Genomic DNA, 26,696 nt, shown 5'->3' with positions numbered 1-26,696 from the left:
ATGCAATCAAAGATCACAAACTTGCCATACTAAATTTCTTACTCGTATATTACAGGATATCTTAGAGCATGAACTCCTATGCAAGCACAACTACATTTGAGCCTCCCACTGATAGTTCTATCCCAATGATTTTGGAAACACTACCAGATCCGGCGATCGCAACTAGGGCCTGTCCCCGGAGAACTGCCATAGACATTGACCTAATCCTACTGGCAATTGAGTCCATTGAATTAGGTGGCTCAGAGGCCATACTCACCTTTGCCCAGGAACTGGAACTCAATCAAGTGATCAGGAATCGGGTTAATTTATGGCGAATGCGTGCTGCTAACCCATTGCGCAAGGCTCACAGCCGCCGTCCCCTAACCACCATAGAGGCTAAATGTCTAGTGATTATTACCTCTCATATTGCCAAAAGATTGACCGTGGTGATTCGTCAGCTGCTAATGATATATCAACAACTATCTGAAAAACAAATTCCCCTGTCCCATAATTTGCGTCTAGCTAATTATTTAGAAAGATTTAGAACCCATTTTAAAAGTCGGATGAATCCCAGACGTTCTGTCCTACTTGCACCCAATTCCAATGGGGATGAAAAGTTAGATCAACTTGCCATAGATTTATTAGCCAAACTACTATTTTGCACTGGTACGGCGGGTATGCAGCGCTTTTGGATTTCTCTTTTTGATGGTGAGGTATAATGAACATTCAACGTAAATATAGTTTACCTAACTGCACAATCCTTTTGGAAGGATTTAGTACTGCTCCTTCAGCAACCCTTGTGTCTCAGACCCGTCCGGAGATGTCCATACTCATTAATGCTGAATGCTACTTGTCAGGCTATAATCAACCCATAAGTGGGGGCAGAGAATTCTTCGAGAGTTTGGTTAGGGCTGTGAGTGGCTATGCACAGGAATTTTTAAGTAACGTACCCAATCCCCAGGCGCACAGCAAGGGGTCAGAGTTAGTAGAAGTAGAAAGAATTAATAGTGACAGACACCAACTAATTATATATTCAGATTCTACGGACACCCGAGAGAACCCCCTGAGAATAGACATGAATACGGTGGGGCTATTTGATTTAGTGGAGGCGGTTGACCAATTTTTTGCTGATAGCCAAACATTGCCAGAACTGATCTTGGAATTACAACCGGTTAGCAGAAGTTATGGTATGTCTGGTCAGATGGCATTGAGACAAGCAGTACCAGCTACTGTAGGAGTATCAAGTTTAGCTATAGCAGCCTTATCCCTCGGATTAATTCCTCCACCTCAGTGGAATCCAACTACACAGAATACACAAACTAGCTCAGGAGTACCAGAATCATCACCTGCTTCCACAACATCACCCACATCTGATTCCACAGTAGCATCTAATATTCAAGATTTAGAAGCACTACTCAATACTGTGCCGGAAATTACTGACCCCTCCCAGTTGAAGTCTTTAAACCGGCAAGTTTATAATCAAATCAATTCAGAATGGCAAAATCGGGGACAAATAGGAGAAAATTTGGTTTATCGTATAGGTGTAGCAGCAGATGGGCGCATCATAGGATATAAGTCACTTAATCAAGGTTCTAGTGATCAAATAGAGAAAACCCCCCTACCTAGGTTGTTATACAATCCCGTCAGTGGTACTAGTAATAAAGAGCCCATAGCTCAATTTAGGGTCGTGTTTACAAATAGGGCCCAGTTACAAGTTAGTCCATGGATTGGGTATAGTCGTACCCCAGATGTTATAGGTGATAAAATTACTGATCCTAGTTCCATAAGGGAGTTAAATCAAACCCTATATCAGACGATTCGCCAGAACTGGAGTATTAAACCTTCCTTTCCAAGAGAACTGAGATATCGAGTAGCCATCAACAAAAACGGTGTAATTGCCGATTACGAACCATTAAACCAAGTTGCCTTTGACTATTATACAGAAACTCCCCTACCAGAAATATTTAAAAGCCTCTACGGTTCAAATTTAGCCGCCCCTAAAAACCGGGAACCTCTGGCTCATTTTCGAGTGGTTTTCAGACCCAATGGTGTTCTAGAAGTTTCTCCGTGGGAAGGATATAGATAGGACTAAATTGAGATGATTATCCGCAATGCCACGGAGTTAGATTTGCCAGCAATTGTCGCCATTTATAATGCAGCTGTTCCCACTCGTATGGCCACTGCAGATCTGGAACCTGTAACCTTGGAAAGTCGGATGACATGGTTCCAGGAAAGAGTACCCTCACAACGTCCTCTGTGGGTAGTGGAAATAAATTACAATATTGCTGGTTGGCTAAGTTTTCAATCCTTTTACGGTAGACCTGCTTACCATGCTACGGCTGAAATCAGCATTTATGTTTCTCCCAGCTTTCACAGACGTGGTTTGGGCAAAACTTTACTTGTAAAAGCGATCCATGAAAGTCCCAATTTGGGAATAAAAACTCTCCTTAGCTTTATTTTCGCCCATAATCAACCCAGCTTACAACTATTTGCTCAATTTGGCTTTCAACATTGGGGACTCTTACCCAAGGTTGCTGATTTGGCAGGTGTGGAACGGGATTTAATTATTATGGGTTTAAGGATTGGGCAAAACCAATCATAGACATCCATTAACAGTTAATAAGTGATAATGTCCCATTCTAACGAAACATCTCATGATTCCACAATTTGGTCAACTACAAGTGATTTGACCCTCCTACGTCGGAAGTTACTAGATTTATTCTGTCAGCTTGCTTATCAGGAAGGTGATTTTGTTCTCTCCTCTGGAAGGCGCAGTTCCTACTATATCAATGGCAAACAAGTCACTCTTCATCCCCAAGGTGCCCTAGCTATAGGTAGATTAATACTTAATATTTTACCAGTGGATACTCAAGCTGTCGCTGGTTTAACACTGGGCGCTGATCCCATTGTGTCTTCGGTTAGTGTAGTCTCTGTTTATGAAAGTAGACCCATACCCGCCCTAATTATTCGTAAGGAAGCTAAGGGACATGGTACAATGGCTTATATTGAGGGTCCAAATTTACCGCCAGCAGCTAAGGTGGTGGTTTTGGAAGATGTGGTTACCACTGGGAAATCTGCTCTTCAAGCAGTAGAACGCCTCACAGCAGCTGGTTATAAGGTTGACCGGGTAATCTCTCTCGTAGACAGACTCCAAGGAGGAAGAGAATTGTATCAATCATTTAACTTGCATTTTGATAGCTTGTTTACTATTTTTGATTTGCAGCAAATGTATCAAGAGTTAAAGGGTGTTTGAAAGCTATAGATTAGGTATACTAGTTTAAGCGACTGTGCCTTCAAAACGGTTTTTTACGATTAACAAACAGTTTCTCTCATTATCTGTACGTTCATAAACCACATGGTCTGCCAGACGACGAATTAAAAACCACCCATAACCATGATCTTGTAGAGTACCGGGTTTAGGTTCTGGTATCTGGTCAGGATTAAAGGGTTGACCGTAGTCCCAAATCCGGATTTCTAATCTATCTACCCATAAACCCAATTCAATTTCTATATTTGTTTCTGGTGGCAAAGTCCGATGAGCATGACGCACTGCGTTGGTGAAACCCTCTGCTAATGCCAGGTTCATGCGGTATATCTGGCTTTCTGACCAGCCTTCTTGAAGAAGATATTGTAAACAAAAGGCCTCAAACCACTCCTGGACTTGATTCTGTAGTTTTAAGTCGCTTTTTACTGTTATTCGGTCTTGCTGCACTTTAGTAAGCATTGACCTGAGTCTAAAATTGTTGTTTAGCCATTTAACAGCTCTACTTAGGACACGCTGGCTACCTGTTGGTTTCAAAAGCATATCAGTTGAAATCACACGAAACAGATTTCTTAGTGATCTCTCTCATACACTTTTAAAACCCCCAGGCATTAGTTTGAGACCGGCAAAATTAGGACATCATATTCACTAATTTAGAATAGTCCCAAAGTTAGGGATTTGTCTAAGGGCAATGCCGCACCAATACCTAACCAGATAGTAACAAGAGTACCAAATAAGAATACTGTTGTTGCTACCGGACGACGGAATGGATTTTGAAACTTGTTAACGCTTTCAATAAAAGGAACAAGAATCAGTCCCAGGGGTACTGATGCCATGGCCAATACTCCCAAAAGTTTATTGGGTAGAGAGCGGAGAATCTGGAACACTGGGAACAGATACCACTCGGGCAGAATTTCTAAAGGGGTGGCAAAAGGATTTGCTGGTTCACCTACTAATGCAGGCTCTAGTACAGCTAGGGCTACAATACATGCAAATGAACCCATAATTACAATGGGGAATACATAGAGCAAATCGTTTGGCCAAGCAGGTTCGCCATAGTAGTTATGACCCATTCCCTTAGCCAGTTTCGCTCTTAAAATAGGATCGCTTAGATCAGGTTTCTTCTGTGTGGACATTTTTAGTTGTTGTCTCCCGATTACTCAAGTGTCTGGTAATTACAATTTTCCACTAATTACAGTTTTACAGCAATTACAATGGTCCAGAAATACCTTGCTTGCGGATCATCAAGAAGTGGAACAGCATGAATACTGCAATTAGCCAAGGTAGTACAAAGGTGTGGGCACTGTAATATCTGGTTAGGGTGGCTTGACCTACGCTGGAACCACCACGTAATAAATCGGAAATTAGAACCCCTACTACGGGAATTGCCTCTGGCACACCACTAACGATTTTCACCGCCCAGTAACCTACTTGGTCCCAAGGCAATGAGTAACCAGTTACACCAAAGGAAACAGTGATTACTGCTAAAATTACTCCGCTAACCCAGGTCAGTTCCCTTGGTTTTTTGAACCCACCAGTTAAGTATACCCGGAAAACATGGAGGATCATCATTAATACCATCATGCTGGCGGACCAACGATGGATAGAGCGAATTAGCCAACCAAAGTTAACTTCATTCATTATGTACTGCACGGAGGAAAATGCCTCTGCTACTGTAGGCTTGTAGTAGAATGTCATGGCAAATCCAGTGGCAAACTGAATTAGAAAACAAACTAGAGTAATTCCGCCTAAACAGTAAAAGATGTTAACGTGGGGTGGTACGTATTTGCTGGTTACGTCCTCAGCGATCGCTTCCAGTTCTAAACGTTCCTCAAACCAATCATAGACGCTGGCCATATAATCTCAAGTCCCTACAAATTACTTGTGGTGGATAAGTGTCCCAAAGCTATTGGGATGCGCAAAAAGAGCAGCTAGGTTACAAAGATGTTAGGTTTTTCAGAAACTTAACATTCTGTAAATATGGAATATATTGCGTTCCCCTTGCAAGCCAACGTGAAAGATGTTGGTTCCCAAGAAGATTTTATCGTTTTTTGGCTGGTTGTGCTTTTCCATGTCATCCGAAGAATAATTACCTTCAGAATTGATTACAAGACACCCCCATAAAAAAAAGTAACATAATTGAGGGTGAAATTTCATTAAAAACTTCCCTACCGGAGGTTAATAATTAGTTTAGTTAGGAATAAGAGGAAAAAAGCTCCATGAATAAATGGCTCTTACGATGGGGATTTTCGTTACTTTTGGCTTTTAGCCTGGCTTTCATCTGGGATTTTGGCTACTTTGTTCCATCAGCTATCGCTTTGACCCAACAGCAAAAAGTAGTAGCTGAGGCTTGGCGAATTGTTAACCGGTCATATATAGATGCAACTTTTAATAACCAAAACTGGGAAAGTGTAAGACAACGAGCTTTTAAACAACCCCTGGGAAATGATCAAGCAGCATACAAAGTAGTGCGAGATATGCTTAAAAGTCTAGATGATCCTTTCACCAGATTTTTAGACCCGGATCAGTATCGCAGTTTACAAGTTAACACTTCGGGAGAGTTGACCGGTGTAGGTTTACAAATCGCTCTCAATTCTGAAACCGGTATATTAGAGGTAATTACACCTATTCAGGGTTCACCCGCAGAGAGAGCGGGCTTAAAACCACGAGATCGGATTTTACAAATTGAAGGATTATCCACGGAAAATATCAGCTTGGATGAAGCAGCAGCGCGGATGCGTGGGCCCATTGGCACAGTAGTCACCCTACTGATTGGTCGCGAGGGACAACCAGCTCAAGAAGTAGTTTTAGTGCGCGATCGCATTGAATTAAATCCGGTCCTAGCTGATTTACGTTTTTCTTCAGAAGGAATGCCCATTGGTTATGTTCGTCTTTCACAATTCAATGCTAATGCTGCCTTGGAGCTAGCAAATGCAATTAATAGCCTGGAAGAACAGGGAGCTACAGCCTACATTTTAGATTTGCGCAATAATCCAGGGGGACTATTACAAGCGGGAATTGAGGTAGCCCGTCAATGGTTAGACTCGGGAATAGTAGTATATACTGTTAACCGTCGAGGTATACAAGGGAGTTTTGAAGCCTTTGGTCCAGCCTTAACTCAGGATCCCCTAGTGATTTTGGTCAACCAGGGGACTGCTAGTGCCAGCGAGATTTTAGCGGGTGCTTTACAAGACAATGGTAGGGCCCAGCTAGTCGGTGAAACTACCTTTGGTAAAGGGTTAATTCAGTCCTTATTTGAACTAAATGACGGTTCTGGATTAGCGGTGACAATTGCTAAATATGAAACACCTAACCATCGAGATATTAATAAATCAGGAATTAAGCCAGATGTAGAGGTCAAACAATCAATGATTACCCGTGAACAAGTAGGTAGTTCAGATGATAAGCAGTATCAAGCTGCCTTAGAGATACTAAGCAAAAAACTGCTGATAGCAGAAAGCTTAAAAAAGTCAAGTTAAAATATCAGTTAAATAATGATGTGGATTCTTGTTGTAGAGGATGATTATTACCTAACAGAATCCCTGACAGAAGCTCTAACTATGGAAAGGTATGAAGTAGAATGTGTCAAGGATGGTGAAGCTGCTTGGAGGCAATTAAAAGAACTACCAGGAAGAAACTATGACCTGATCATTATGGATATTACCCTACCAAAACTAGACGGGATTCGACTATGCCAAAAACTGCGTGACCATGGTTGTACTTTGCCCATTCTCATGCTCACTGCTAGGGATACAATTAGCGATAAAATTACGGGTTTGGATGCTGGGGCGGACTCTTACATGGTCAAACCCTTTAATTTACAAGAACTAATGGCCCAAGTTCGCGCATTATTACGCAGATCAAAGCCTGTAATCAGTAACACTCTTACCTGGGGTGACTTGTACTTAGATTTTAGCACATATAAAGTTTTATATGGGAGGAAACCTATTCATTTGACACCTAAAGAATTTGCTCTTATGGAAGCTCTATTGCGTTGTAATGGACGTATTGCTACTCGTAGCATCTTAATTGACCAAATTTGGGCTTGGGAAAATGCACCAGAAGAAGAAACCATTAGAACTTATATTAGGAACCTACGAGCTAAACTGATTAATGTGGGAGCCCCCAAGGATTTGATCGAAACTATTCATGGTGTTGGCTATCGTCTTAAATGTTTAGATACCTAATTATTACGTTCTAACAGTTCTTCAAAAATCTCATAGCGGCTTTTTTCCATTCCCAGGGACTGATAAGTCCTTTGGGCAATTACATTCTCTTTTTCCACATAAAGTCTAAACCCAGAAACTTTCAGCCCACTTGCTTGGGTTTTTGCCTGCTGTTTCACGGTTTGATATAAAGCTTTAAAAACCCCTTGGCGACGAAAGTTCGGATGAACGTATACACTCTGAATCCACCAGTATAAACCATTATGCCAATCACTCCATTCTGTGGTAACCATTAAGGACCCAACCACCTGATTATTCTTCTGAGCTAAAAGATAAAATCCTAAAGTGGGATTTCTTAATAGTGTTTCCACGCCTGCATTAATATCATTAATGGGTAGTTGTTTGTTTTCAGTTTCATATATTAATGCCTGGTTAAATTCAACCAGAACCTGTAAATCCCCCAGTTCACCTTGGCGAATTACCAAGTCCGATGCCATATTTTCCTCCATTCCATATAGCAATCCTTAACTCCTAAATTATATTCTCCATATTCCCGCTCTTAACTTTGAAGAAAGATTAAATAAATCCTAAGTATTTTTAACAATGTCCGTAAGTTGAATAACATAGAAATAATATTTGGGAATCAAAGGTATTCAATGGAATCATTAAAAAAGCAAATACTGACTTTAAGCCAGAAAGTAGATGCTCTATACCAGGTAATTGAAAGCCTTGACAGGAAACTGTCCCAAGGGTTGGCAAATTGCTATTTAGATCCAAACGGGTATAGTCATCCAGAAACTGACCAAAATGAACGCTTCCCAGTTAAAATCCCAACTAGTTCAACTAGGGATTTAGAACATAAGGATGTAATTACTGATGGTGTTTTTAGCGAAAATAACCGTCTGCACGGGGGAGATAGTACCATCACACCAGAGGTTCAGATCCAACGACTCACCGCACAATTAACGGCAGCTTATAACCGAATTGCAGCATTAGAAGAACAGTTGTTACGAATGAGAATTCATTAATACTCAATAAGTATTTTTATATATATTTTCCACCTGGGATTCAACGGCCATTAAAATTTCCTCCTGTTGCCAACCATAACTCATGCAAGCAGCTATACAAGCTGCACCAGCACCCACACCTTCCTTGACAAATCCTTGCTCATAAGCTTGCAACTGGGGGTAAATAGAATTGGCAAAACTTAACTGTGTAGCTAATAGGGGAGGAGGAATTTGACCTTCAGCAAACCTATTTTTACTCAAACTCAAAGCCAAATCAACCGTAGCTCCAGTGGTATCCTCCACGACCCAGCGCGTTGTCCCCACTACAATTGCTTCCGGTTGCCAGGATAAAGAATGAACTTGCCCAATTGCCTGTATTAATGCATAAACCGCTAACATCTGAGTACCGCCGCCCAGTATAACCCCACACTTGCGACTAGCAGCGATCGCCATTCCAGCTACTACTATTTGCATAGGGTCTCCCACTGCGGCTACAATTTCCAAAGGATCGCCAAAACTACCTATCTTATTTAAACCAGATTGGACTATAGACCATTTTTGGTCATGATTACAAATGGGGTGGCTACTGTTAACCTTACCAACCGCATCAATTCCCAAACCAGTTAAAACGGATAGAGCAGTGGTAGTACCACCAACAACGCACTCACTCAAAATTAAATATCCGGATGTAATATTAGTGCTAAGTTTTTCACCCCAGAGTAGGCCCTGTTTTAGCAAGTGTTGAACAGTACTATATTCTATTGATATAGCCGTACTTAAACACCGAGCTACGGTTCCACCTAAATCAATACAGGGGGGGGAGGGGATAAGGGGTAGACCCGCATTAAATAAATAAACTGGTATTTGTAAACCTTCTGTGACAGCGCGGGAAATCAAAACCGGGGAAGCACCAGCAATTAAGGGGGGTAGGGAATATTGAGATGGATGATTGGCACCATAGTACAAAAATTCAGCATCTGCACAAGCAGTATATTTTCTATCCTCTGGGGTCAAGCCAGCAGCGGAAATACCCGGAATTAAACAGGTTTCTGTAAAACCTAAAATACAAGCGAAAACCGGTGCACCCGATTTATAATCTCGTATCCATTTTTCACCTTGACCAACTTGAGTGTAAGTATTAATCATAGTTAATCTTCATAATTCATTACTACTTGTATCCAATGTGGCGGATTAGGTATGGAATTTCCCAGACGCTCCAATAGTAACCATGCTGCCAAGTGGACTATAAACATATAAATTAAGTTATTAATCATAATTAGTAGCAATGCTGCTAGTTTAACCCCTAAAGTACTGGGAGTAGTTAATATTTGTAAATTAAGGAATAACCACTCGATAATTTCTGTAACTTGGTTAGTTAGATAAATCCATAAGTCCTCACCAGATAAGATAGAAAGTAACCAGAGACGAAAAAACACTCCTAATGTACATAATATAGTACCTAAACTGATGGAAACAACCCAAGGAACGCGACGATGCCAACTTGCTCCCAATAACACACCCAAAAAAGCAAAGGGCATAATAAATAAAAGACTCCGAACGGGTCCAGTCAAAACCGAAAGTAGCAACCCAGAGGTGATGGCCGCCATCCAAGAAGCACGATTACCCCAGCGTAAATAAACTAAAGCAATAGGAATTGAAAAAAGTATACGTAGAATTGGACCTAGGGGAAAGTAAAAGTTTATAAACCAAAGCAGAGCGGAGGTACTGGCAAAAAATGCCGTTTCCACTAATCTCAAGGGGACCTGAACTGGATGAGAGGTTTTAGATTCTCGATCTGGCCGATCTAGTGGAGAATTAGCAATATTCATAGCATGAGGAATGGGAATGTTGAGAATAAGAGCTGCGTGTACAAGTCGTTATAGAATCAATATCCAAATATAATCAATATACAAAGTATATTATTTAGTTAACGTAATTTTAATTTAAGGTAATTTAAAGTGACCTCCCGCACAGATGAAATTCAAGGACTGATTCTTGATATTGATAACTTACTCTCTAATGGTGGTAACCCTCTGGCCAAATTGCTATCTGGTCAAGGACAGGATGAAAGAACCATTTTACAAAGAATACGCAGTTTTCTGGTAGATCTCCATGAAAGTGAGTCTATGGAAGAGGTTTTTACTGATGAACCCCAATCTACACCATTATCCTCTTTATTAACAAGATATGTCAATAGGGAACAACAAAAGTCACACCTAGACTTGCATGAACAGAAACAAGAAAGTACCAATTTGGTTTCAGAGCAACTTCAAGGGGAAATGATGGGTTTATTCAAATCCCTGCAGAATGAATTATCTACTATGTTGCAACAAAGGGCCCATCTCAGCCAGGAAATTAGAGAATTAGAGCAAAAGCGTGGAGAATTTTCCCCATCGCAGCAATTAACAACCCAGGAACAAATAAAACAAATAATTAGTCAAACTGTACCAGCACTAATTGATCCTCTAGTAAAGAGTCTAATTCCCCACTTAAATACAACTGGTAACAAAGATGTGGGTTTAAGCTCTGGTGGGAATAACCCAGTAATAAACAACTCTTCTATGGAAGCGGTTTTAGGATCAACTAGTGGGATTGAAAAGTTAGCTAATTTGACCAAGGAGTTGGACCAACGGTTGTTATCTTTGGATGGAACTGTTAATGTTATTTTTCAAGCATTAGAACGTAACATAAATTCTTATTATCAGTCCTTATCCCAGGCTCTTACAAGAATGCATAATCAGGGAATAGAGGGTGAACAATTAATGGCAGATTTTATCAAAAATCTACAAAATAATCTACAAAATGATTCACTAACTTTCCTCGTGCAACCTACCAGTTCCCAGGCTAACCCCAATATCGAGAAAGTAAGTTCCCATGGTACGGAGGAAATGCCGGATTTAGGTTCACCTCCAATCAATTATGAAAGTTATAATCTAGAGGATGAAGTTGATGAACTTTATGCCAGTCTTTTTACTGATTATAGCAATGAACCGGTGAAATTATGGGAATCTTTATTGCCAGAGGATTCAGGGACAAAAGCAGAATTTGCTAGTATAATTATGCCATCGGAAAGTGAACCAGATAGCAATGATACGATCACTATTTTGACTGATTTATTGGTGGATGTTGGTAATACTCCATTTTCCCAGGATAAAGATGAGGAAATCATACCAAACTGGGAAAATTTTGATCAGGATTTTTCCGAACGGGAAGAAAAAATTGAGGAGGACTTGGAAGTAGATTTATTTGCTGGTTATATTGCAACTTCTCCTCAAGAAAATCCTCTAGATTTGGGCGATAGGGTTAGTACACAGGATGAAATATTAAATACATCTGAACTTGCAGGTGCACAAGAGCTAGAAAGTGATAATTGTGATATCACCAGTTTTGATTGGGAGCTAGATTCCAGATGGGAAGGGATCAAGCAGGTGGAAAATTCCCTTTCTCTTACCAACTCAAGTGAGGATACATTAGAGGAGATTGTGGATCAGGGAATGATCTTCTTAGAATCTCCCACCGATATTACTGCTATACCCACACCCGAAGAGTTAGTAAAACCAAATATTCTGCAAGCGGAGACAAATCAGGTTGAAGTATCTCAACTAACACCCCAAAAGGATGAAAATTCATCTTGGTATTTGGGTATTGACTTGGGAACAACGGGAATTTCTGCCGCTTTGTTAAATCATACCAAATTAATTGTCCACCCCATCTATTGGTCCGCAGAAGATAAATCAGGTAAAACAACTTTTACCCAGTCTTTTCGATTGCCAGCAGAAGTATATCTACCAACTGGCTCTATCCCTCACTCACATTCAGAAACCCAGGAAAATCCCCAAGATATTAATTCCACTACGGAAATAGATAATGGTTTCTCCATACCAGTTGACACTAAACCAGAACTTTATTCTACTCATTTAAAGCCTTTTTTACATGTAGGTGTTTCTTATAAAAACAACCAAAATAAGTGGGAACCTGTATTGCAGCTGAACGAATTTGCCGCTAGTCCCTTAATTTGGGTTGTGCGTTCTTTGTCAAAGTTATTATTGACCTTAAAATCAGATCGTACCAGTACAACTCCAGCTTTAAGCGCTCATGCTACAGGTATGGAAAAAGAAGCCTTCTTGGAAGTTATTAACGATTTAACCGGTGTTATTTGTAGTTGTCCAGGTAACTGGTCAGAACAATACCGATTTAATGTAAGAGAGTCCATATTAACCAGTAAGCTGGTCTCCCATGCTAACCAAATATTTTTTGTGGAGGAGGCCATAGCCACCCTGCTACCTGAGCTAGATCCCAGTAGGTCGACCCCAGTCCAGGTGTGGGATAATCAAGGTATTCACCCCCTAAAGATCACTTCTGGTCTGAGTGAGGGAGCCACCCTAGCTTTGAACATTGGTGCGAGTGCTACGGAAATGGTACTAGTTGATCTTGTGGAAGACCTGAGCAAATTAACCTACAAAAACTTGACTTTGCACAGTTTTTCCTATGGTGGAAAGGCAATGGAACAGGATATCATTTGTCAGTTGCTCCTACCACCCGAAACACACCAAACCCATAGTAACATAAAAGAAAGTAATGGGGACGATCAAAATAATTCATGGCATTGGCAACCTACAACTCCCGGTTTAGATCGGGTAGAGTGGTCTAGTCTAAATTTAACAGGTTTGGAACTACCACAATTAGGTCAAACAGATACACTAGCTAGGACTTTGCTACAGCAAAGGTTAGAAAGTTCTGTGTTGGGGCGAGGCATGTTAGATGCAGCTATGGCCATAAAACTGATTTTACAGCACCAAGTGTCATTTACTCTTAAATTAGCAGATCAGTATTGGAAGCTGTATCGCCAAGACCTAGAAAGCCAAATACTTGTGCCATACGTGCGCCGTCTTAATGGAGAATTAAATAGACTATTAGTGGCGCGAGGTGTGCCAGCAGAGTCCATAGCTCAAGTGGTCATTTCTGGTGGAGTGAGTACCATACCGACCATTAAGCGTTGGCTAGGACAAAAATTGCCCCACTCCAAAATTATACAAGATTTACACCCGGGAGTAAATGGGTCTACTAGCAGGTGCAGTCGGGTAGCTTACGGTCTAGCTACCGCACTGTTGTATCCCCAGTTTCTAGAAATATCTAGACAACAATATACGGATTATTTTTTGTTTTCAGAACTATTAAACATTGTGCCAAATAGCTTGACCACAAAAACTACCCTCTCCCTATCCCTGAATCAAATTCTGGAACTTTTGGAAAGTCGTGGCATTAATACCAAGGTATGTCAACAGCGTTTGCTAGCCTTCTTAGAAGGTGAACTACCTGGTGGGCTAGTACCTATCACTAGGAAAAACTACAGCCCTAGGGATGGAGTTCCAGAGAGTTTTAACTATCTGTGGTTGACCAAAAATTCTCAGGAAAATCCTGACTATCGGGCAATTTCCTCCACACCCTTGTTTCAAAAGCAGGGTAATCTTACCTATAGATTTGACATTCCCCAAATCCTCCTATTACGTCGCTATCTTAATGCGGTTAAAGACTGCTCTTTACAGTCTTTTTCAGAGCCATACACTTTTAATTAAAGCATATTAGTGCAATTAATCTTCACTGCTGACTTTTTCACCAACACCCGCTGAATGCAGGTTATAATTTTTTTACGGAACAACTTTACAAAAATTTATGCGTAATAATCTCGTGCAAGCTTTCTTTGTGGGTAGAGCATTAGCAGAAGTAATTAATGAGCGCCTAGAGGTCACCCTGACTGACGCTTTAAGTGAACTGGGTAAATTTGATGCTGAGATGAAAGAACAGCTCCACCAGTTTACGGAAGAAGTGATGACACGTGCCAGTCGAGCAGCGGAAGCATCACAAACAGGTGTCACCCCCAGCAGTACCAATGCTAATAGTCCAACAGACTTACAAGCTGAAATTGATGATTTACGAGCAGAGGTCGCTTTGTTGCGGACCGAGCTACAAAAATATCGCAGTGGAGCAAAATAGGTATACAATAGGCTCTATATCTTGTAACAGCGGTGGATCACGTTTTAACTCAGCTGTAAATCCTCCACCTTACTTTGTTCAAGGTGGGGAATAATGGCGGTAAATTGCTAGGTGTTTCTTGAGATTATATCACCACCCGTAAGCGGGTGAGCCAGAACGCCTACCTAGTATTTTACCCGTCGGCACTGTTTATGGCGTTCTGGCTAAAGATGTATATTGACCAACGGTACAAAACAAACTACAAAATAAATATGGAACAAGGTTATTCGGGTAAGGCTTACCGTTGGAATCGGGAGAAATACTCCAGCAAACGCCGCTTTGTGGATATCTGGTCTTTTGTTTTGACCTTTATGTTTAAACTTTGGCGGTATAATAAGGCATGGAGTTATCCTGGGGGTATAACGGAGTCCAAACAAGCAACCAGACGCTACGCCCAGGCGGTCTGGGTAAGAAACACATTTTTGGATTTAGGACCAACTTTTATCAAGGTTGGCCAGTTATTTTCCACCCGTGCGGATATATTTCCTAGTGAGTATGTGGATGAGCTGTCTAAGTTACAAGACCGCGTACCAGCTTTTGATTACGAACAGGTGGCCACAATCATTGAACAGGAATTGGGTAAAACAATTACTGAACTGTTTGCCAGTTTTGAACCCATACCTCTTGCTGCTGCTAGTTTAGGTCAAGTTCACAAGGCTGAACTTCACTCGGGGGAAACCGTAGTAGTTAAGGTACAACGACCAGGACTGAAAAAACTCTTTGAAATTGATTTACAAATCCTTAAAGGTATTGCTCACTATTTTCAAAATCATCCTGAGTGGGGAAGAGGAAGAGATTGGATGGGTATTTATGAGGAGTGCTGTCGCATTCTTTGGGAGGAAATTGATTATCTCAATGAGGGACGCAATGCGGATACTTTTAGGCGCAACTTTCGCTCCTACAACTGGGTGAAGGTCCCTAGGGTATATTGGCGCTATACCACTTCTAAAATCATTACTTTGGAATATGTTCCTGGCATTAAAGTGAGTCAGTATGAAGCATTGGAAGCTGCAGGTGTGGATAGAAAGGCGATCGCTCGTTATGGAGCTCAGGCATATTTACACCAGTTATTGAATAATGGCTTCTTCCATGCTGATCCCCACCCTGGTAATTTGGCAGTAAGTCCGGATGGAGCCTTAATTTTCTACGACTTTGGCATGATGGGCACTATTAAGTCCAATGTTCGGGAAGGACTGATGGAAACCTTATTTGGTATCGCTCAAAAAGATGGTGACCGCGTAGTACAATCATTAGTTAATTTGGGTGCGATCGCTCCGGTGGAGGATATGGGTCCGGTGCGACGTTCTGTCCAGTACATGTTGGACAATTTTATGGACAAACCCTTTGAAAACCAATCTGTGGCTAATATCAGTGAAGACTTGTATGAAATTGCCTATAATCAGCCATTTCGGTTCCCAGCCACTTTTACTTTTGTCATGCGAGCTTTTTCTACCTTAGAAGGGGTAGGAAAGGGTTTAGACCCGGAATTTAATTTTATGGAAGTTGCCCAGCCTTATGCAATGGAGCTTATGAATAATAACAACGGTGCTAGTCAAGCAAATACTTTTTTAAATGAGTTGAGTCGTCAAGCGGTGCAGGTTAGTAGTACGGCATTAGGTTTGCCTCGTCGTTTAGAAGATACCCTGGAGAAGCTGGAACGAGGTGATATCCGGTTGCGAGTGCGTGCGATGGAAACAGAACGTCTATTAAGACGACAAAGTAATATTCAAATGGGAATTAGTTACGCCCTGATCATAAGCGCCTTTACTATTTCAGCCACTATCCTATTAGTCAATAGATTTTACTGGTTAGCTGCAATAGCAGGTTTGATAGTTGCTGGCATATCTTTCATTTTCTTGCGTCTAGTCTCCCGTCTTGATCGTTATGATCAGAAGTATTAGTGATTACACATATTTCAAATATCTTAAATACTTGAAAAAATATGAAACTTAACTTTACCGGTGCAACCGATCCCGGACTTATTCGTTCTCATAATCAAGATGCTTACTACATAGACCCTGATGGACGTTTTTTTATCGTTGCTGATGGTATGGGAGGTCATGCTGGAGGGGAGGAAGCTAGTCGAATTGCCATTCAAGAAATTCAAGCCTATTTAACAAACCAATGGGACTTCCCTGAAAATACCCAGTCCTTATTAAGGTTGGCTATATCCCAAGCCAATAATTCCATCTTACAAGACCAAGTTTCTCACCCGGAACGTTCCGACATGGGAACCACCGTTGTGGTCGTAGTTTTCCGCTCCCCTGAACCCCCCATGTGTGCCCACCTGGGGGATTCCCGTTTATATCACTTCACTAACTCCCAAGTCCACCAAATCACTCAAGACCATACCTGGGTCGCTAAAGCTATAAAAACAGGCGAGATTGGTCCCGAAGAAGCCCGCTCCCACCCCTATCGCCATGTCCTCTCACGCTGTTTAGGAAGAGCAGATCTCAGCGACCCAGAAGTTCAGTCCTTTGAACTCAACCCAGGCGATCGCCTGCTTTTATGTAGCGATGGATTAACTGAGGAACTGCTGGACGAACAAATTTTTCAGCTGTACCAGAACCCAGATTTAGAGCAAACAGCTTCATCCCTGGTGGAAGCAGCCAAAGCCAATGGGGGTAAGGACAACATCACCGTTATCTTAATTTCTGCTGCACATCAAGACTGATACTCCCCCGCCACAAATGGCGGGGATTCCTACCCACCCAATAATCTGGGAAAATGTTCAATTCGAGCATTTTTTTTCCCAGTAACCTGCTAAAAATAGGTTCGAACCCATCACCCGACGGGTTTATTTCACTTAACCGTCAGTCCTTCAAATAATTTATACACCCAATCCCCCAACCATTCGACCATAAACATATTCTCCCAACCTGACCATCCCGATGGTAGGTCGGAAACCCGAAACATATAACACTGGGCAATTTGTCAAATAACTGTTATCTTTCTTAACAAGTGACATGCCAGACCAAAACGAACCAACCCAAAAGCTGGTTCCCCGTCCACACCACCATTACTAGTTGCTCTTTAGGTTTTAGCCATGAATCAACCAATACAGCTTTCCTTAGAACAGCAATTCAACATTTACTCCTTTGCCAGCCAAGTCAAAGAAATGAGTCATGAACAGGCGCAAGAGTTCCTCGTGAAACTCTACGAGCAGATGGTAGTCAGAGAAGCCACTTATAAGGAACTACTCAAACACCAGTGGGGATTGGATTTAGGCTCTATGGCATAGGAGAATGTGTCGAGACCAAAACCTAACTTGCACTCAAACCGGTCTCGGCTTTTGACTTTCACCCTGGGACTGTTTTCGTCCCCCACTCCATAAAACTATAATTCCCATTCATTAACACATTTTGTTTATAAAACTTTACAGACCATGAGTTTCTCCTAGAACGACCTCCTGCTGCGCTCCTGTAGCAACGGGCAAATTCCCAGGAATCCCTAAATGTTTCCAGTAAGCTAAAACGGCAAAGGCGATCGCCTCCTTAAAGGCTGAGCTCAATCCCATGACATCTGTGGTGGTAACTGGTATTGAATCCAGCAGCACCTCCAGTCGTTTTTTCAGATAGAGATTGCGACCGCCACCACCACACAACAGGACTTGTTGTGGCATTTGTGGCAAAAACTCACGGTAACTGTGAACAATAGAGGCTGCTGTTAGTTCAGTAATTGTTGCTAACACGTCTGGAATAGACAAATCATAGTGATTACAATCTTGTAAACACTGATAAAAGTAATGAACACCGAACAGCTCCCTACCAGTGGACTTGGGAGGGGGTAAATGGAAATAGTCTTGACTCAACCACTGTTTAACCAATGGATAATAAGGAGAACCACTAGCTGCCCAGGCTCCATTCTGATCATAACTTTTTTGACCATTAGTAAAATGAGACACAGCTAAGTCCAACAAACTATTTCCTGGACCTGTGTCCCAACCCATAATTTTGCCTAGCCAACCATCAGAGCGTGGAGGTAGATAAGTAACATTACCGATACCACCAATATTTTGGATACAGCGAACCTCCTGAAAATGACTAAGGAGAAAAGCATCAACTCTAGGGACTAAGGGTGCTCCGTGACCACCGACTGCAATATCCGCCACACGGAAATTACTAACAGTAGTAATACCAGTGAGGCGAGCAATAACAGCACCCCGACCCAGCTGTAGACTATAACCCAGGGGAACGTGATTTTCCTCTCCTGTGGGTCTGTGGTAAACCGTCTGACCATGAGAACCAATGAGAGTGGCAGGGGGGTAACCAACCTGAATATGTTGGGCCGCCTGGGCAAAAACCGTGGCTATTTCATCATCGATAGTAGCCAACTCCAGCATGGAAATTTGTTCTCCCCCACAGATGGAGAGGATTTTAGTCCGTAGTTGGGGTGGATAGGGGTAAGTTTCCCCCGCCAACAATTCTACCTTCAGGTCTAAGTCTCTACCAGATATTTCCACTAAAGCGGTATCTATACCATCTACAGAAGTACCACTCATTAAACCAATAACACGAGTTGGGAGGATTATTTCCTTCATTGTTCCCCCTGATTGAGAGACTGAAGGTCAAGGGCATAATTTAGTCGTAAAACATTCACCACTGATTCGCCAAAAATACTTAAAAATTTGCCATCTGTGTACTTATACATTAAGCTTTCTATTTCATCTTCTTTCATACCCCGTGCTTTTGCTACTCTTGGTAACTGCTGTCTTGCCGCTTTCCAAGAAATATGGGGATCTAAACCAGAACCAGAAGTGTAAATTAGGTCTGCAATAGGTTTAAGGTCTTCCTCTTTTAATTGGCTAACCTCTTGACTAATTCTATCAATCAACTGTGGATTAGTAGGAGAAAGATTACTCCCTCCAGATATACCATAGGGGGCAGATTTTTTGCCTTGACTGTACCTAATGGCGCTGGGACGGCTTTGAAAATATTGTTCTGATGTGAAACTTTGGCCAATCAAAAAGGAACCCATTGGTTCAGCTTTAATGTTGAACAAGATACTACCATTAGCCGTAAAAGGAAAAACCCACTGACCTAAGTTCAATATTACCAAAGGATAGACAATTGCAGTTAATATCCAGATTAATACAAGTACTCGTATCCCGCGAAAAACTTCCTTGATAAATGCCATCATAATTAAGCTAAACCCACAAAGGTAAAAATCAGATCTAGAAGTTTAATGGCAATAAAAGGAGCAATTACTCCTCCCACACCATAAATTAAAATATTCCGTTGTAATAGCTGGTTAGCTGTCAAAGGTCTAAACTTCACCCCCTTTAATGCTAAAGGAATTAAAGCAGGAATAATCAGAGCGTTATAGGTCAGGGCTGATAAAACTGCTGAATTGACACTAGTTAATCTCATAACATTTAAACTTTGGAGATTAGCAGTAGCAAAAATTACTGGAATAATAGTGAAATACTTGGCAATATCATTGGCAATAGAAAAGGTAGTTAAAGCACCACGGGTAATTAGTAATTGCTTACCAATGGCTATAATATCAATAAGTTTTGTGGGGTCAGAATCCAGATCTACCATATTGGCAGCCTCCTTAGCTGCCTGGGTTCCAGTATTCATAGCTACACCCACATCCGCTTGCGCCAAAGCGGGAGCATCATTAGTGCCATCTCCAGTCATAGCAACCAGTTTACCCTGAGCTTGTTCTGAGCGAATGACATGAATTTTATCTTCTGGACTTGCTTCAGCTATGAACTCGTCCACTCCTGCTTCTTTAGCAATTACCTCAGCCGTAATATGGTTATCTCCAGTTAACATCACCGTGCGCACCCCCATCCGTCGCAGTTGGTCAAACCGCTCACGAATAGCAGGTTTGACTATATCTTTCAGATAAATAACACCATAGACCTTATCGTCTAGACAAACCGCTAAGGGTGTGCCTCCCTGGCGGGATACTTGTTGATATGCACTCTCCAATTCTGGGGTATACTGACCATTACGGGAACGAACAAAGGCCTTTATCGCTTCCACAGCACCTTTTCTCGCTTCATGACCACCCGGTAAATTAGTTCCACTCATACGGGTTTTGGCCGAGAACTCCACTCCCTGAGCTAACCGGCGATCAATATCAAATTTAGCACCCAGTTTTTCCGCCAGTCTAATAATCGATTTACCTTCAGGAGTATCATCGAATATACTAGCGGCTAATGACACATTGGCAATTTCCGTGATTGAATGTCCACAAATAGGGATAAAGGACTCTGCCAGGCGGTTTCCTAAAGTGATTGTACCGGTTTTATCTAAAATCAACGTATTAATATCACCACAGGCTTCTACTGCTTGTCCAGAGGTAGCAATAATATTAAACTGGGCGACCCTGTCCATACCCGCAATGCCAATGGCACTGAGTAAACTGCCAATAGTTGTAGGTATGAGTGCTACCAATAGAGAAACAAGTATGGTGATATTAATAGGAGACTTGACATAGTATGCAAATGATGGTAAGGTAACTGTCACAATTAGGAACACCAATGTCAGTACTGACAGAAGAATGGTCAAAGCAATTTCATTGGGCGTTTTGCGCCGTTGGGCCCCCTCAACTAAATCAATCATCCTGTCAATGAATCCCTTACCAGGATCAGCTGTAATGCGGATAATCAACTCATCGGAAATAATCCGTGTACCCCCAGTGACCGAACTGGCCACATCTGAACCGTATTCCTTGAGAACTGGGGCGGATTCACCAGTGATAGCTGATTCATCTACCGAGGCTACACCCATAATTACCTCACCATCGGCGGGGATCATATCACCAGCTGACACGTAAACCGTATCACCTTTTTTCAGCTGGGTAGAAGGGGTTTCCGTAATAGTGCCATCAAGGTCAATTTTCTTGGCAGTGGTTTCCTTTCTGCTTCTTCGTAAAGCATTAGCCTGGGCTTTACCTCTCCCCTGTGCCAAAGATTCGGCAAAATTGGCAAAAATAACCGTGAAAAATAAGATTGTGGTCACCAAACCATTGAATAGTCGAGGATTGGTTTGATTAACCGTTCCCAATGCAGGCGGATAAATTGTGGCTATTAGGGTGATGATTGTTCCTAACCACACTAAAAACATGATAGGATTTTTAATGGCATATTGAGGGGATAACTTGATTATGGTGTCCCCAATTGCTTGGGTGTAAATCGCTAAATCGCTGAATCGCGATTTTTGGCCATTCAAACCTCCACTCTTATTTCGGGAACGGGATGATCTTTGCTTGCGCTTAGTTGCAACGGAGTTCATAGGTGGGGAGTTGGGATTAAGAGATTAATCAGTTTCCAGAGACCAGATTTAAACCCTCCGCCACCGGACCTAAGACTAGAACGGGGAAAAAGGTAAGTAGGGTTAAAATCATGGTTAAACAGGCTGTAATGCTGGTAAACATTACCGAATCAGTTCTCAAGGTACCACGGGTTTGGGGAACTGTTGATTTGTTAGACATACTACTGGCTAATAGCAACATGGCTATGATGGGAACGTAACGCCCCAGTAAAATGGTTAAACTACTGCTTAGGTTCCACCATAATGTATTATCTTGTAGTCCCTCCAGTCCTGAACCATTATTAGCTGCAGCTGAAGCATACTCATAAACTACTTGGGAAATACCATGAAATCCCGGGTTGCTGATTCCTGACAGGGAGTTGGGGTAGGCCAAAGCAATGGCACTGGGAACTAAAACGATAATGGGGTGAATCAATAGGATGGCGCTGGCTAAAAATATTTCCCGCTGTTCAATTTTACGCCCCAAAAATTCTGGTGTCTTTCCCACCATTAGGCCTGTGATAAATACAGTCAGGATTAGATAAATGAATAGGTTAGCCGTTCCTGTTCCCTGTCCACCCCAAACCATTTGCAGGAATAGGCTTGATAGATTACAAAATATCCCCTGGGGCATAAATGAATCCAGCATCCCGTTCACCGCTCCGGTCATGGTAGTAGCTGTTATCACCGCCCATAATCCGGTTTCTCCTACCCCAAATCTCATTTCTTTACCCTCTAAGTTGGGTATTTCTATACCTACAATTTGGTTAGCTAAGTAATTTCCCTGCATTTCCCCTGCCACTGTCACCCAGACAAAAATCACAAATATTAGGAATACCATCCAAAATAGTAACCAACTTTGTTTCAAATTGTTGGCAAATACACCGTAGCTATGTATGAGCGATGCTGGTATGATAATCATGGCTATGGCTTCTATTAGATTTGAAACACTGTTCGGGTTTTCAAAGGGATGGGCTGAGTTGGCAGCAAAAAAGCCCCCTCCATTTTGTCCTATCATTTTGATCATCTCAAAGGAAGCAACCGGACCCCTGGGTATATATTGGGTTCTCCCTTCCAATGTCTTGACTACTAATGTTCCCTCCAGGGTTTCTGGCACTCCTAATGCTACTAGGGCGATCGCCCCAATTATGCTTATGGGTAATAGGATTCTGATGATGGCACGGATAATATCAGTGTAAAAATTACCCAGTTTTCTTCCGGTTAATCCCCTAATAAATGCTATTCCCACTGCTAATCCAGTAGCTGCTGAGGTGAACATTAAAAACCCTAGTGCTGCTGTTTGACTAAAATGGCTCAGTGTTGTTTCCGGTATGTAGTGTTGCTGATCAGTATTAGTTAGGAAGGATATGGTGGTGTGTAATATTGTGTCCCATCTTGGTGCATTTAGGTTGTTGGGGTTCCAAGGCAGCAGTTGCTGAAATGAAATAAGAACATATGCGCTTATCCCCATGATAAAGTTACTGACAAGAACAGATTTAATATACTGTCCTACAGTCATCTGCTGTTTTTTATTGACTCCACAGACCACATATATAATATTTTCTATGGGATTGAGCAGACTATCAAAGATTGTTGACTGTTCTAGAAAAACATTGGCTATGTACCTACCCAAGATAGGAGTAATTAGTACGACAATTCCCAGAATGATAACGATTTGTAAGACACTTTGCATAACTACGTATTTTTGAACTTATCTTTGAACTTATTTTTGACCGTATTTCTAAATGTGTTTCCATTAATCAATCATTACTGTTTTACTACTTTCTGGATATTTATGGATTTTTTAAGCTGGTATCTTCCGCAATCAACTCTACCAGGGAGGCGATTTTAGATGATATTAAGAGGGTCTACATCAATTGTAAGACTGACACCCGGTGGACACAGTTGGAAAATTTGTCCCCAGTCTGGCATTTGTGGTAGGATATCAGGGGCAAATTTTAATAATATCTGCCAACGATAACGATTAGCCACCCTTAAAATACTAGCTGGAGCTGGTCCTAGTATATCCAGTCCTGGTTGCTCAATGAAAGTTGTAGCAATGAGTTGGGCCGTATTCTGTACTTGTATAGGATCTAAACTGGTTAATCTCAGTAAGATTAGCCTCCCACAGGGGGGATAACTTAAAGCCTCTCTTTGGGCCAGTTCAGCACGGCAAAAAGATTGATAGTCATGGTTTTGCACTGCAGCAATCACCGCATGTTCTGGTGTGTAAGTCTGAATAATCACCCTCCCCGATTCTTCTCCCCTTCCCGCTCTCCCCGCAACCTGGGTTAGAGTTTGAAAAGCTCGTTCACTTGCTCTGTAATCTGATAAATGTAGTAGTCCATCCGCTGCTACCACCCCCACTAAGGTCACCTGGGGTAAATCTAACCCTTTTGTGAGCATCTGGGTACCTACTAATAGATCCGCTTCACCTTTAGCAAATTGATCTAATAGTTTGCGATGGGCTCCCTTATTGCGAGTAGTGTCGCTATCAAAACGGATCACTTGCAAATCCGGAAATTGTCGATTTAGTTCCTGCACTATTTTCTGGGTCCCACTACCAAAAAATTTCAGGTAGGGAGACCCACATTCTGGACACAGCTTAGGGTGCGATCGCCCGTAATTGCAATAATGACATTTTAATAGTTCTGGTCCCCCTGCTTCCAGATGATGATAGGCCAAAGAAACATCACAGTTAGGACATTCTAAAACATATCCACAACTGCGACAGGAAACAAATGTACTATGTCCCCGGCGGTGGATGAATAATATTCCCTGTTGTCCTTTACCTTTTAATTCTTGTAGTGCTTGTTCTAAGGTTCTACTGAACATAGAGCGATTTCCCTGCTTCAATTCTTGACGCATATCCACAATTTCTATTGGTGGGAGAGGTCTAGAATTGATGCGTTGAGGGAGAGATAGATATTGATTATGAGTTGGAGAGGGTGGTACTGTAACATCCACCCAGGTTTCTAGGGAAGGAGTAGCTGATCCCAAAATCAGGGGGCAATTTTCCAATTCTGCACGCCACTGAGCCACCGTGCGCGCATGATAGGTAGGAATTCGAGAGTCTTGTTTAAAACTACTATCATGTTCTTCGTCTAAAATAATTATGCCCAAGTTAGGTAAGGGAGAGAAAATGGCGCTTCTAGTTCCAATCACCACTTGGGAGCTGGCAGTAAACATTTGTCGCCAGGTGTCATAGCGCTCCCCTCGGGAAAGGTTGCTATGGTAGACCTGAACCTTATTCCCAAACCGAGCCCGAAATCTATCCGTTAGTTGGGGTGTCAATCCAATTTCCGGTACTAAGACTAGAGCGGATTTTCCCTCCCGCAGCAAAGGGGCGATCGCTTGTAGATATACTTCTGTTTTTCCTGACCCCGTGACTCCATGTAATAAAATTTTAGTAAATCCCTTGGCTGCTATAATAGCTTGTAGAGCTTGAGATTGATCTGGGGTTAGGGTTTTAGACTGGTCTTTGCCCATTTTTGGACCTTGTTCCCTACGTAATCTTTCCCGCTCTTCAATTACCACACAACCTAGTTTTTCCAACAGTCTTAATGTGGGCGGTGTAGTCTTACAAACTTCCACACACGCTGTCAACCATAACTCACCCCCATGATCTGCCAAGAGGTTTAAAATTTCCCGTTGTCGTTTGGTCAAATTCAATTCTCTTCCAGGATCCACCAAAGTAACTGCTAATTGGGTCTGTGGCCTTGATTGTGTGAGTTTAAAGTAACTTTCCACCCAATTTCTATCTAGTAATTGTTTTTTACCCCTGTCAAAACCCCGTACCTGACGCTTGAGATACTGAAAACTGTAGTCCCCATCAGGTTGGGACTGCAATATTTTCAGAATTTCCCGAGCAGCTTGGGAACGTAAAAATTCTTCCCCTCCCGGGGGGATATTTTCCGGTTTTAGACGCAGACGACTTTGTGATCGCTCCAATATTCCTGGTGGTAATGCCACCCCAATTACTTTAATCAGGGGTGTATAGTAATACGTAGCAATACGACTGAGTAATTCCCAATAAGTCCGAGGGAAAAATTCTTTGCTAACTACATCTTTGACCTCCCTAACTTTTTCTAGTGGTATTCCTGGTGGTAGTTGAGATAGTAAGCGAATTGCTATTGCTCCTAATTGTTGTGTTCCCCAGGGAACAGTTAAAATATCTCCTGGGTTAATGTTTAAGTTTTCCGGTATTTGATAGATCAATAAATCTTGATAATATGTTTCTTCCTTAATTAATTCTTCTGGTTCCCCTCCTTCATTTAATATATCTTGTTCTAAGATTGTATCTGTCACTATCTGGTTTTCCTCTAGTGTATTAGGGGATAATTTATTTTGCGGATTTTTGTTTCTAGCAGGTTGTGAAATTTTTGGCATATCCACCAACACCTCAATCCAAGGGTAAGGGTTTGTTGTAGTTTTGTATGCTTCCTTTGGTTCATCCGCCACAAAAGAAAATAAAGTTAATGCCCGAGATTGCTGAATATACATAATTTTCGGCTTTTTCAATAGATATCGAATCGGATCATCTCAGGGTAAAACCCCTGGGAATACCTACATACCTTCTTCTAGTTTACTACAGGTAAACAGTATTTGGCAATACCTTTTTCACTCATAATACTTGATAATCTCAATCATATACGGTTGAATCACAGAATTAATTTCTACCCCAGACTCAATATCATGTTCAATAAAGATTGAATCCTAACTACATAAAAATGAGTATATTAAATATTAAATCTTCGGTTTTGTTGTTTTTGCTCTACTTTTTATTTACTTTTTGTTTATCTTTTATTTACCCAATAGGTAGTATGGTTTTTCCACCTCTTGATAGATATGCAGGTTTTTTTTATGTGACATGCTTTGGTCAATGAATATTGTCCGGATTGGAAGTCATGATTTCTGTAATTTGGATTATTTAGTAGACTTAAATTGACTGCATGTAAATCCTAAAAAACCACACTAAACTTAT

At 41.6% G+C, this 26,696-nt stretch carries 23 protein-coding genes; 12 read left to right on the top strand and 11 right to left on the bottom strand.

Features of this window, described 5'->3' with window-relative positions; translation table 11 throughout:
- The first annotated feature begins 68 nt into the window (after positions 1-68).
- From IAR63_RS17030 to pyrE, 4 genes are read left to right on the top strand one after another with little or no spacing between them, the layout of a single operon-like run.
- Positions 69-698, top strand: coding sequence for a DUF3038 domain-containing protein (locus IAR63_RS17030; RefSeq protein WP_187706091.1), 630 nt, complete (start codon positions 69-71; stop codon positions 696-698).
- Complete coding sequence (locus tag IAR63_RS17025) at positions 698-2,065, top strand: DUF4335 domain-containing protein (RefSeq protein ID WP_187706090.1); 1,368 nt, start codon at positions 698-700, stop codon at positions 2,063-2,065. The genes IAR63_RS17030 and IAR63_RS17025 overlap by 1 nt, the downstream gene beginning before the upstream one ends.
- Before the next feature lie 12 nt (positions 2,066-2,077).
- The gene (locus IAR63_RS17020; protein WP_187706089.1) at positions 2,078-2,581 is read left to right on the top strand and encodes a GNAT family N-acetyltransferase; all 504 of its coding nucleotides are present in this window, start codon (positions 2,078-2,080) and stop codon (positions 2,579-2,581) included.
- A gap of 27 nt (positions 2,582-2,608) precedes the next feature.
- Positions 2,609-3,232: an orotate phosphoribosyltransferase gene (gene pyrE / locus IAR63_RS17015; RefSeq protein WP_187706088.1), complete on the top strand. Its 624-nt coding sequence runs from the start codon at positions 2,609-2,611 to the stop codon at positions 3,230-3,232.
- 24 nt (positions 3,233-3,256) lie between these two features.
- Here pyrE and IAR63_RS17010 read toward each other — a convergent pair whose 3' ends face one another.
- The 3 genes from IAR63_RS17010 to petB form a co-directional block, all read right to left on the bottom strand.
- Positions 3,257-3,703, bottom strand: coding sequence for an ATP-binding protein (locus IAR63_RS17010; RefSeq protein ID WP_187706087.1), 447 nt, complete (start codon positions 3,701-3,703; stop codon positions 3,257-3,259).
- A gap of 191 nt (positions 3,704-3,894) precedes the next feature.
- The gene (gene petD / locus IAR63_RS17005; protein ID WP_009341662.1) at positions 3,895-4,377 is read right to left on the bottom strand and encodes a cytochrome b6-f complex subunit IV; all 483 of its coding nucleotides are present in this window, start codon (positions 4,375-4,377) and stop codon (positions 3,895-3,897) included.
- A 73-nt stretch (positions 4,378-4,450) separates the two neighbouring features.
- Positions 4,451-5,098 carry a cytochrome b6 gene (gene petB, locus IAR63_RS17000; protein WP_061546032.1) on the bottom strand — a complete coding sequence of 216 codons (648 nt, stop codon included), beginning with the start codon at positions 5,096-5,098 and terminating at the stop codon, positions 4,451-4,453.
- A 362-nt stretch (positions 5,099-5,460) separates the two neighbouring features.
- Between petB and ctpA the strand changes: the two genes are divergently transcribed.
- Positions 5,461-6,720 carry a carboxyl-terminal processing protease CtpA gene (gene ctpA, locus IAR63_RS16995; RefSeq protein ID WP_187706086.1) on the top strand — a complete coding sequence of 420 codons (1,260 nt, stop codon included), beginning with the start codon at positions 5,461-5,463 and terminating at the stop codon, positions 6,718-6,720.
- Between the two features lie 18 nt (positions 6,721-6,738).
- Positions 6,739-7,428 (top strand): response regulator transcription factor, encoded by a 690-nt coding sequence (locus IAR63_RS16990; RefSeq protein ID WP_187707507.1) that lies wholly within the window; start codon positions 6,739-6,741, stop codon positions 7,426-7,428.
- Here IAR63_RS16990 and IAR63_RS16985 read toward each other — a convergent pair.
- Positions 7,425-7,904, bottom strand: coding sequence for a GNAT family N-acetyltransferase (locus IAR63_RS16985; RefSeq protein ID WP_235678305.1), 480 nt, complete (start codon positions 7,902-7,904; stop codon positions 7,425-7,427). The two genes, IAR63_RS16990 and IAR63_RS16985, sit on opposite strands and share 4 nt — an antisense overlap.
- 159 nt (positions 7,905-8,063) lie before the next feature.
- On the opposite strand from IAR63_RS16985, the gene IAR63_RS16980 reads away from it, so the two are divergent.
- The gene (locus IAR63_RS16980; RefSeq protein WP_187706084.1) at positions 8,064-8,435 is read left to right on the top strand and encodes a hypothetical protein; all 372 of its coding nucleotides are present in this window, start codon (positions 8,064-8,066) and stop codon (positions 8,433-8,435) included.
- Between the two features lie 3 nt (positions 8,436-8,438).
- Here IAR63_RS16980 and cobT read toward each other — a convergent pair whose 3' ends face one another.
- A complete protein-coding gene (cobT, locus tag IAR63_RS16975) occupies positions 8,439-9,560 on the bottom strand; it encodes a nicotinate mononucleotide-dependent phosphoribosyltransferase CobT (protein WP_187706083.1) in 1,122 nt (373 codons plus the stop codon).
- 2 nt (positions 9,561-9,562) lie between these two features.
- Positions 9,563-10,243, bottom strand: a complete 681-nt coding sequence (locus IAR63_RS16970) for a DUF2232 domain-containing protein (RefSeq protein ID WP_187706082.1) — start codon at positions 10,241-10,243, stop codon at positions 9,563-9,565.
- Positions 10,244-10,372: 129 nt separating this feature from the next.
- Between IAR63_RS16970 and IAR63_RS16965 the strand changes: the two genes are divergently transcribed.
- From IAR63_RS16965 to IAR63_RS16945, 5 genes are all read left to right on the top strand, one after another.
- Positions 10,373-13,990 carry a hypothetical protein gene (locus tag IAR63_RS16965; protein ID WP_187706081.1) on the top strand — a complete coding sequence of 1,206 codons (3,618 nt, stop codon included), beginning with the start codon at positions 10,373-10,375 and terminating at the stop codon, positions 13,988-13,990.
- 97 nt (positions 13,991-14,087) lie between these two features.
- Entirely contained in the window at positions 14,088-14,408 is a 321-nt protein-coding gene (locus tag IAR63_RS16960; protein WP_187706080.1) for a DUF6825 family protein, read from the top strand.
- A gap of 251 nt (positions 14,409-14,659) precedes the next feature.
- Positions 14,660-16,348 carry an ABC1 kinase family protein gene (locus IAR63_RS16955; protein ID WP_187706079.1) on the top strand — a complete coding sequence of 563 codons (1,689 nt, stop codon included), beginning with the start codon at positions 14,660-14,662 and terminating at the stop codon, positions 16,346-16,348.
- 41 nt (positions 16,349-16,389) lie between these two features.
- Positions 16,390-17,121 (top strand): Stp1/IreP family PP2C-type Ser/Thr phosphatase, encoded by a 732-nt coding sequence (locus IAR63_RS16950; protein ID WP_187706078.1) that lies wholly within the window; start codon positions 16,390-16,392, stop codon positions 17,119-17,121.
- Positions 17,122-17,493: 372 nt separating this feature from the next.
- Entirely contained in the window at positions 17,494-17,688 is a 195-nt protein-coding gene (locus IAR63_RS16945; RefSeq protein ID WP_006277332.1) for an NblA/ycf18 family protein, read from the top strand.
- Positions 17,689-17,823: 135 nt separating this feature from the next.
- On the opposite strand, the gene IAR63_RS16940 is transcribed toward IAR63_RS16945, so the two are convergent.
- The 5 genes from IAR63_RS16940 to priA form a co-directional block, all read right to left on the bottom strand.
- On the bottom strand, positions 17,824-18,987 hold the full coding sequence (locus IAR63_RS16940) for an anhydro-N-acetylmuramic acid kinase (protein ID WP_187706077.1): 1,164 nt from the start codon (positions 18,985-18,987) through the stop codon (positions 17,824-17,826).
- Positions 18,984-19,583, bottom strand: a complete 600-nt coding sequence (kdpC, locus tag IAR63_RS16935) for a K(+)-transporting ATPase subunit C (RefSeq protein ID WP_187707506.1) — start codon at positions 19,581-19,583, stop codon at positions 18,984-18,986. Before kdpC ends, IAR63_RS16940 begins: the two co-directional genes overlap by 4 nt.
- Positions 19,584-19,588: 5 nt before the next feature.
- Complete coding sequence (gene kdpB / locus IAR63_RS16930; RefSeq protein WP_187706076.1) at positions 19,589-21,694, bottom strand: potassium-transporting ATPase subunit KdpB; 2,106 nt, start codon at positions 21,692-21,694, stop codon at positions 19,589-19,591.
- Positions 21,695-21,722: 28 nt separating this feature from the next.
- Positions 21,723-23,405, bottom strand: coding sequence for a potassium-transporting ATPase subunit KdpA (gene kdpA, locus IAR63_RS16925; RefSeq protein ID WP_187706075.1), 1,683 nt, complete (start codon positions 23,403-23,405; stop codon positions 21,723-21,725).
- Between the two features lie 155 nt (positions 23,406-23,560).
- On the bottom strand, positions 23,561-26,215 hold the full coding sequence (priA, locus tag IAR63_RS16920) for a primosomal protein N' (RefSeq protein WP_187706074.1): 2,655 nt from the start codon (positions 26,213-26,215) through the stop codon (positions 23,561-23,563).
- Positions 26,216-26,696 lie beyond the last annotated feature (481 nt).

This window comes from Cylindrospermopsis curvispora GIHE-G1, assembly GCF_014489415.1.
Lineage (GTDB): Bacteria > Cyanobacteriota > Cyanobacteriia > Cyanobacteriales > Nostocaceae > Raphidiopsis > Raphidiopsis curvispora_A.
The sequence above is the reverse complement of the archived record's forward strand: the minus strand, read 5'-3'. Positions and strand labels throughout refer to the sequence as shown.